At 67.1% G+C, this 8,203-nt stretch carries 8 protein-coding genes and 1 pseudogene; 4 read left to right on the top strand and 5 right to left on the bottom strand.

The features are described 5' to 3' along the window. The 4 genes from QH283_RS27035 to QH283_RS27020 form a co-directional block, all read left to right on the top strand. On the top strand, nucleotides 1–271 hold a 271-nt coding region (locus QH283_RS27035), incomplete at its 5' end, for a hypothetical protein (RefSeq protein WP_280505751.1). Between the two features lie 345 nt (nucleotides 272–616). Next, on the top strand, nucleotides 617–2,734 hold the full coding sequence (locus tag QH283_RS27030) for a sensor histidine kinase (RefSeq protein WP_280505750.1): 2,118 nt from the start codon (nucleotides 617–619) through the stop codon (nucleotides 2,732–2,734). 8 nt (nucleotides 2,735–2,742) lie between these two features. Continuing rightward, nucleotides 2,743–3,300 carry a DUF742 domain-containing protein gene (locus QH283_RS27025; RefSeq protein ID WP_280505749.1) on the top strand — a complete coding sequence of 186 codons (558 nt, stop codon included), beginning with the start codon at nucleotides 2,743–2,745 and terminating at the stop codon, nucleotides 3,298–3,300. 43 nt (nucleotides 3,301–3,343) lie between these two features. Continuing rightward, a complete protein-coding gene (locus QH283_RS27020; protein WP_280505748.1) occupies nucleotides 3,344–4,102 on the top strand; it encodes an MHYT domain-containing protein in 759 nt (252 codons plus the stop codon). A 126-nt stretch (nucleotides 4,103–4,228) separates the two neighbouring features. Here the strand turns inward: QH283_RS27020 and QH283_RS27015 are convergent. The 5 genes and pseudogenes from QH283_RS27015 to QH283_RS26995 form a co-directional block, all read right to left on the bottom strand. Next, nucleotides 4,229–4,779: pseudogene (locus QH283_RS27015) on the bottom strand (3'-5' exonuclease); the annotation flags it as partial. Nucleotides 4,780–4,952: 173 nt separating this feature from the next. Then, entirely contained in the window at nucleotides 4,953–5,633 is a 681-nt protein-coding gene (locus QH283_RS27010; protein ID WP_280505747.1) for a hypothetical protein, read from the bottom strand. Nucleotides 5,634–5,692: 59 nt separating this feature from the next. Continuing rightward, nucleotides 5,693–6,214, bottom strand: coding sequence for a hypothetical protein (locus tag QH283_RS27005; protein WP_280505746.1), 522 nt, complete (start codon nucleotides 6,212–6,214; stop codon nucleotides 5,693–5,695). Nucleotides 6,215–6,231: 17 nt separating this feature from the next. Continuing rightward, nucleotides 6,232–6,990, bottom strand: coding sequence for a hypothetical protein (locus tag QH283_RS27000; RefSeq protein WP_280505745.1), 759 nt, complete (start codon nucleotides 6,988–6,990; stop codon nucleotides 6,232–6,234). Next, nucleotides 6,987–7,307: a type VII secretion target gene (locus QH283_RS26995; RefSeq protein ID WP_280505744.1), complete on the bottom strand. Its 321-nt coding sequence runs from the start codon at nucleotides 7,305–7,307 to the stop codon at nucleotides 6,987–6,989. Before QH283_RS26995 ends, QH283_RS27000 begins: the two co-directional genes overlap by 4 nt. Between the last annotated feature and the right edge of the window lie 896 nt (nucleotides 7,308–8,203).

The raw sequence follows: 8,203 nt of genomic DNA, 5'->3' as shown, positions 1-8,203 counted from the left end.
GGTCGGGCACGTGCCCGCCCCGGCCGTGCCCGCCCACCCGGGGGCAGGCGGCGGCTCCGACCACCGCAGGCAGCAGATGATCGCGCTCACCCTGATCGCGGTGCTGCTCACCACGTTCTGGGTGCTGGCATCGGCGTGCTCCACGCCGCATCGCTCGGCGGAGCAACCCCGTGGTCTCGGTCCGCTTCCGGTGGCGCAGCGGGAAGCCGGAGGATGTTCGCCCGATGCCGTTCGGTACGGTGCGTCGCGCCCGCAGAACTTGGACTGCTGACCAGTTACTGAGTGCCATCGGCGAATTCGCGCGCTCCGCCGCATCGATTGCTCACCTGCGTCGCCCTCGCCTGGGATTCGAACTTCAACGTTCAACCCTCGTCGCGCATTAAGCGTGAAAGAGGAATTCCGTAGAAATTATTGGATTCGACTACTGCGGGTAGCTGCGGTTTCTCGCCCGGTGAGCGGCCGGTATTGATGCGGGTTTGCCCGACATGGTGACCTATATCACTTTGCGATGCTCTGCGTGTGGTTGAGTCGGTGATCTTGTCCGGTTATGGTGCAAGCGCCGGTAATTCAGTTGCTGGCGGATTGCTTGTTTTCTAGAACCATGCGGAGTGCTCTCGTGGAAGTCCAGAAGCGCAAGAGCCCTCCAGGCGCGCTCGGTGGAATCGTCGATCGGCTCGGCCGGTGGCGATTGCGCTGGAAAGTCGTCGCCGTTCTCGCCCTGCCGGTGGCCATCGCCTCGGTGCTCGCCGCGAGCCGTATCCAGCACCAGCTCGCCGAGGCCGCGGACTTCCGTTCGGCCGTGCAGGTCGCCAGGATCGCCCCCGTCGTGGTCGAGACCGGATCCGCCGTCGACGCGCTGGCGGTCACCCGCCTCACCGGTGGCGACATCGTCGCCGCGCGGGACGAGGCCGATGCCGCGATCACCGCGCTCACCAGGGCGCTCGATCACTCGGCCGAGGCGCGCGCTGCGTTCGACTCCGCCCTGGAGGCGGTCGGGCAACTGCGCGACCGGCTGCTCATCGCCGACCCGCCGAGGGATCTGACCGATCGCGTCGACACCGTGCACGTCGCCCTGCTGTCCGCGCTCACCGGCGCCGCCCAGCAGGGCTCCGGCCTGGACATCGACCAGTTCACCGAACAATTCGACGACGCCTGGGAAGCGCGGCGCGCCTTCACCGGCCAGCGCCTCGTGATCGGCGGCAGCGCGCAGGGCGCCGCCGACACCGCCCTGCGCGTGACCATGCCGATGGGCGCGGAAGCCGCGGCGCTGGACCGCCTGGTCGCCGCGGGCGTCGAGTCCGGCGAACTGACCCTGCTCGCCGACTCGGCCGACCTGCGTCGTGATCTGGTGCTCAGCCGTTCGGCCGCCGACTACGCGGGTCTGCTCGCCGACGGCTACACCGGCGCCGCCGAGTACTACGACACCCTGCTCGGCGGTCTGGCCGCCGATCTGGTCGACCGTGCCCAGAACCGGGCCGCCGACGCCGAGGCCGCCGCCCTGCGCGACACCGCGCTGGTCATCGGCGCGCTGCTCGTCGCGTTCACCTTCGCGCTACTGGTCGCCCAGTCGCTGATCGTCCCGGTCCGCAGGCTGCGGGAGGGCGCGCTGCGCACCGCCCGCCGGGATCTGCCCGCCGCCCTGGAGCGGATCAGGACCGGCGAGTCCAGCCCGGAACAGGAGGCCGAGGCCAGCGTGGCGCTCGGCACCGGCGAGGAACTCGACGAGCTCGCCCAGGCCATCGACCAGCTGCACGGCCAGGCCATCCGGCTGGCAGGCGAGCAGGCCGAGACCCGCCGCCAGGTCAACGACATGTTCGAGACCCTGTCCCGGCGCAACCGCGCACTGATCGACCAGCAGCTCGGCCTGATCGAGGAACTCGAGCACGACGAAGCCGATCCGGCCCGCCTGCGCAGCCTGTTCCGCCTCGACCACCTGGTGGCCAGGATGCGCCGCAACGGCAACAACCTGCTGGTGCTGGCCGGCACCAAGGTGCGCCGCAACCGGACGGCTCCGGTCGCGCTGCCCGAGGTGTTGCAGGCGGCCATGTCGGAGGTCGAGGATTTCCATCGGGTGCGGCTGCGCTCGGGCCTCGACATCGACATCGCGGGTCCGGTCGCTCCCGACGTGGTGCACCTGCTCGCCGAGCTGCTCGACAACGCCCTGCGGTTCTCCCCACCGGACAGCCGGGTCGATCTCACCGCGGCCGACGCCACCACCGGCGGCCTGATGCTCGAGATCGTCGACACCGGCATCGGGATGGCCGACGCCGACATGGCCCACGCCAACCGCACCCTGGCCACCGGCGGCGCCATCGGCGTCGAGACCGCGCGCAGGATGGGCCTTTTCGTGGTCGGCAGGCTGGCCAACCGGCACGGCATCGAGGTCACCTTGCGCAGGACCGACCCGGAGACCGTGCGCGGCGGCGTGACCGCGGCGGTGCGCATCCCGCTCGAGGTGCTGGTGGTGCGGCCGCTCGCCCAGCACACCCGCCCGCGCGCCATGATGTCCCGCGCCGGCCAGGACCAGGAGGCGGGCATGCCGTCCGGTCCGCGCCCCGTCCTGCCGCGCCGGGTGCGCAACGGTCACGACCACCCCGACCCCGTCACCACCCAGCTGCCCGCCCGCATCCGCGACCCCGAGCACATCCGCAACGGTCTGACCCAGCTGCGCTCCGGCGTCGACCGGGCCAGGCAACGCGGCAGCGCGGACGATTCCACCGGTCCCGGCCGCTGAGCACCGTCATGTCCGATCCCTCCGGCGACAACGCCTACGACAGCACTCCATACGACGGCACTCCCCACGCCGGCTCTTCCTACGGCGGCCCTTCCTACGATGGTTTCGCGTACGACGACCCACCATACGGCGGGGCTTCCCACCACGAGGGCGCCGGACAGCGCGGCGTCCCCTACGAGGGCAGCGCTCACCGGGGCGGCTACGAGGACGATGTCTTCGACGACGACTTCAGCCCGCGCCTGGCCCGCCCCTACGCCGTGACCGGCGGGCGCACCGAAGCCGCGGTGGACCTGCCGGTGGAGGCGCTGATCGAGACCGTCGCCGACGGGTTCTTCGACGCCTTCCAGCAATCCCACGCCCGTATCGCCGACCTGTGCCACACGCCGCTGTCGGTCGCCGAGATCGCCTCCGAACTCGGCATCGCCCTCGGCGTGGCCCGGGTGCTGATCGGCGACCTCATCGTGGACGGCATCGTCCGCAAGCACCAGACCCTGTCCCCGGAGGACGACCGCGACCAGTGGCGAAATCTGCTGGAACGCACCCTCGCCGGCCTACGCGCCCTCTGACCCACGACCCACCGCCCGCTCGACGACCCAGGAGATCCGACCCATGCATCAGCACGTCCACGACGTCCACCACTTCGAAATGGGCGCCTGGCTGATGTGGCTCGCCTACATCGTGTCGGTCATCGGCTCGTTCGTCGGCCTGGCCGCCGCCCGCCGCTCGGTCGACGCCCGCAGCGAGGGCCAGCGGCAGGGCTGGCTGGCCATGTCCGCGGTGGCCATCGGCGGTGTCGGCATCTGGCTCATGCACTTCATCGCCATGCTCGGTTTCGCCGTCCCCGGTGTGCCGTTGCGCTACGACATGACCTGGACCGCCGGCTCGGCCGTGCTCGCCATCGTCGCCGTCTACGTCGGCCTGAACGTCGTCGGCAAGTCCGTCGTCCCCGCCAGGCTGGTGGCGGGCGGCCTCATCACCGGCCTGGCCGTGAACGCCATGCACTACGCGGGCATGAGCGCCATCCGCTTCCAGGGTGAGATCCACTACGACACCGCCCTGGTGCTGCTGTCGATCCTCATCGCCGTGGTCGCCGCCATTGTCGCGCTGCTGTTCACCCTCATCCTCGAGTCGCCGGTGCTGCGGCTGCTCGGCGGCATCATCATGGGCATCGCCGTGGTCGGCATGCACTACACCGGCATGGCCGCGGTCAGCGTCACCGTCGACCAGACCTTCCCCTCACCCGACGGGGTCGAGGTCTTCTCGTTCCTGTTCCCCGTCTTCGTCATGGGCCTGCTCGGCCTGGCCGTCCCGATCACCGTGCTGCTCATCAGCGACCCGGACGAGCCCGCGAGCGTCGTGGTCCGCTAGATCTTCCGGGGGACGGCCCCCGGAGGTGGTCAGGTGCGCAGGGGGCACCTGGTTCCACCACGTCGGGTCGCCGCCGCGGCCCACTTGCCGAGCAGTTCCGACCGGCGCCCGCTCCAGGTGAACCCCGCGGGTCAGCACCGCGATCGTCGACGGCTCCACACCCGGCTCGGCCAGCCGACCCTTGATGAGATCGGCCACCACCCGCAGTTCTTCGGCGGCCGAATCAGACTGCCGCAGAATCGGTCTCGGACCGGTGCGGGCGGAACGGTACCGCTCGACGGCGAACTCGCGCCCCTCCTCCAGGTCCTGGAAGTCCGCGCCGCTGAGCACGCCGACCGCGGAGTCCAGGTTCTGTGCGGTGGTGCGGTAGTGAGCGTCAGCCGCCGGGAACGGCCGACGATCTCGATGCCCAGCCTGCCGAGGACCACCGGCCGGCCGTAGCTGCGCTGGTGGGAGTCCTCGGCGATGAACAGGTCGTCGGGCCCCTCGGCGACCAGCGCGCGCAGCATCAGCCAATGCGTGGCGTGCAGGTCCTGGGCCTCGACGAGCTTCCAGATCGCCAGCCGCCGCGGACGCGACAACCGGACGCCGCGCCCTGCCTCGAGGAACCACGGCGTGGCCAGGCGCGGCTCGCGCCCGTGGTCGATGGTGTCGACCAGCTCCCGCCACAGCTGGTCCCTGGTGCGTGCCGTCGGCGGCGATTCGGATCGTAGTTCGGCTGCGACCGGCAATGGGGGGCGACAGCCCGATCGTTGTCCCGCTTGCCGACGTCGCCTCAGCGCGGCACCGGAAACATGCCTGCGATCCATCTCGGTTCCGCAGAGCCGACGATGCGATTTCACCTATGTTTTCAGCGTTCGGCCTCGACGGCTGCGCGGAAGGCGGGGTGGGCCTGCAGGGTCGCGAAACTCTCGTCGGCGATGGGATCGAAGTGGACGATCGCTCGGACACTCCGTGAGTACAGTTTCACCGCGAGCATCAGGACCAACGGGACGGAGACAGGGAAGACACCCAACGCCAGTGGAATGGCCAAGGGGCGTAGCTCATCCACCCACAATCCGAGCCAGCCGGCAGCGCCGACGAGAAGCAGCGCGCAGATGTTCACTGCCATCATCGTGACGAGCACCCCGGCGATACGTCGGCTGAGCCGAGCGCTGCGCAGACATTTCCCACAGGCCGGCCATGAGCCGACGACGATCGTGGAAATCGGTGCCACTTCTTTGGAATACCAAGTGGTCCTCGCGTACCGGGGGGAGCGGGGGTGCCGCCTGGAGTCGAAGAAGTGCGCACGCAGCGGCATCCGCGCCGGGGCGGGCAGGCCGTGCTGGCTGCAAACGTCGGGGAGTGGCTGGGCGATCTCGAGTTCCAGCGGTTCTACTGTGCGATGATTCGGTCTGTCGTCATACAGCAACGTGGTGCCTGGCAGAGGCTCTTCGCAGCGGCGCAGGCGAAGAGTCGTCCGCTCGTACCAATCGTCGAGATCGGGACGGCCACGTTCCCGCCCCCTGCGGGCGTCGTCGAACGGCACCATCAGATGTCGACCCCGTGGTGTTTCATCGTCATTTCTCGCCGCGGTGCACAGTGACTGCATCACTCCAGCCAGCCATGACGATGCCTTTCTTGATAGTAGATATCATCGTCGTCCGGCTCATCGGGGGTGACCAACTGGTCTCGATCGGGCTTTCGGGTGCCGGGAACCACATACCGCGCAGCGCTTGCGCCACTGCTGTTGGTCTCATCGTTCGGTGCAGCCGACGGAGCCTGACCGGCTTGGTGCCCAGCGCTGCCTGGCTCGTCCTCGTGGATCTGCGAACAGCCGTCAGGCGCCTGTTCTCGGTATCTCTGAAGAATTGCTTCACCCGCCCTGGCCAGTGCTTGGATCTTCTCCGGTGTCTGGCCCGCGAGATCTGCGGCGATTTTCGGCATGGCAGCCTCGGTCAGCCGCGTGAACGACTCGCTACGGGCTAGATCGCGGAAGCTGGCCTTTCCGGTCATGATGTCGCCCAGCTGTTTGCGCAAATCCTCGTCTATGCCGGGGGTTTCCGAGATGATTTTCAGGGCTTTTGTCAGGTGACGTGACATCCCGACGTCGCCGTTGACCACGTCCAGCATCGGTTCCGTATGATGCTTCATCGCTGAACTCCCGGATGGTCATAGGAATCAGTGGTCAATGCGGGGATCTCAGATGCTTCGACGGCCGCGCTCATTCCGGCGACAATCACTCCGAGCAAAGCTTCGGAAGCGTTCACCATGTGTCCGAGCCGGCCGATTATGTCCGAGATCTGCAATGCCATGATGGCAAGGATGGCATTGGCGACCGCGTGCAGTGCGGCGGCAGCCCCGGCGCCCACCCCGGACGAGGCGGCGGTCGCCGCGGCGATTTCGCTCGCTACCCACTTGATGGCCAAATCGCCGAGTGTCTGCACCAGGTCGGCTATACCATTCGCCATACCATAGGATGCCATCGCGTATGCGGAGATCTCGTCGGCAACGGTGGTCATCGGCTCGACTTGGTTTTCCAGAGCGTTGGTCAGAGAACTGAAGAACTCCCGCGCGCTCTCGGCGGCATTTCCCTGCCAAGATGTGTTCGAATCGCTCAAGGCGACATTGATTGCTTCTTTGTAGGCGGTGTTGTACTCGGCCAGATTGCGAATGGCATCGGCGCACTTCTGGAGTGCTGCCCAATCGCCCGACAAATAGTTGGTAATCGTCGAGATGCAGTTGAATCCGCCGTCCACGAACGGGCTGGAGGCCATGACGACAAGATTGTTCAGGTGGTAGGTGAAGCTCGTTCCATTACCGCTGATGATGAGTTCGACGAAATCGTGGACCGGGTCGTCCGGCTGTGGCTCGGATAGAAGATCAATGGGATATGACGAGACTGTCATTTATCTAGTTCTCCGTAGTACCAGTCCATGTTCTTGGCGCGCTCGTAATCTGTGGTGCGGTACATTCGTCCGGCTTCGAGCAGTTCCGTGGCCGACTGGTCGGTTACGATTCCCAAGTTCGTGTAATTGGTCTTCAATTGATCGCATGCTGCTTGCAGTTGATCCAGGACCGGGCTCAGTACCAGGCCACCGCTGGATTGGATATCCAGCCACTCCGCTGCGTAGGAGATTGCCTTGTTGTTGTCTTCGGACAGCTTCCACAGCGTTCGAGACGCCGACTCCAGATGGTCCGGCTCGACGGCGAATTGCTCGGTCACATCTTCACTTCCTGGTGTTCGGCCGACCGGTCGACTTCGACGGGGTTGTTTTGATCAGACAGCGGTCGGCCCGTGGTGAAGCCCTTTGCATCGCCGAATCCCCCTAGAAGCTTGCGTCCGGTAGTGCGGACGCCGATCCCCTCGTCGCTCAAACGTTGCCCCAAGACTCTGCCGATTGCAAGTCGGATCGGTGCCTCGAAGTGGCTGTGAGCGGCCCCCGGTGGGGTCGGTGCCCCTGTTTCATAAGGCGACCTCGGCGTGTGGCCGCGGTGCATGCACACGGTTGTTCGGCAGGCTGCTGTCCCTTGCGGTGCGGCAACACAATGGCCACGAGGCTCATTGCGGGGTCGAGCGCCCTGTCGTACGCCGTCCAACGGCGTATCGGCCGCCCTTCGGCCTTGATCTCGGCAGTGGCGAACTCTCTCGCCCTCGTCGTGCCAGTTCTCGAACGGCGCCAACGAATGCGACCCCGGGCAAACGTGCATCCCCGCGAATCACGGTGCGCGGGGGCGCTTGTGAGCTCCGTGCAGCCCGCTTCCGTGATCGAGCGGTTCGAGGGCGGTTCAGGCGCTCGGCTCGGTGCGGCCATCCGGCACGGCCGTGGCGCGCACCCGACAGCGCTCGGCCGCCGACCTGAATGTGATGCACATCACTGTGGATCGATATTAGAAACGTGAATGTTTCAACCTGGTTCTCGTCTACTTTGGGCCTGCCCCGATTCGAGCGGGGGATGGTTTGCGTTGCAAAGGAATACAGATGAAACGACTCGTCGTCACCGGCTTGATCTCGGTCGCCGCGGCCGCCGCCGCCGCGGCCCCCCCCCAACCCCAGGGGGTGGCGCGGATAGACAGCCCCAGCCCCCGAAGCCCGCGGGTGGTGCCCGACAGTGAGCGCGG

This window comes from Nocardia farcinica (assembly GCF_029867845.1).
Lineage (GTDB): Bacteria > Actinomycetota > Actinomycetes > Mycobacteriales > Mycobacteriaceae > Nocardia > Nocardia farcinica_A.
This window is presented reverse-complemented; position numbering and strand designations above follow the sequence as displayed.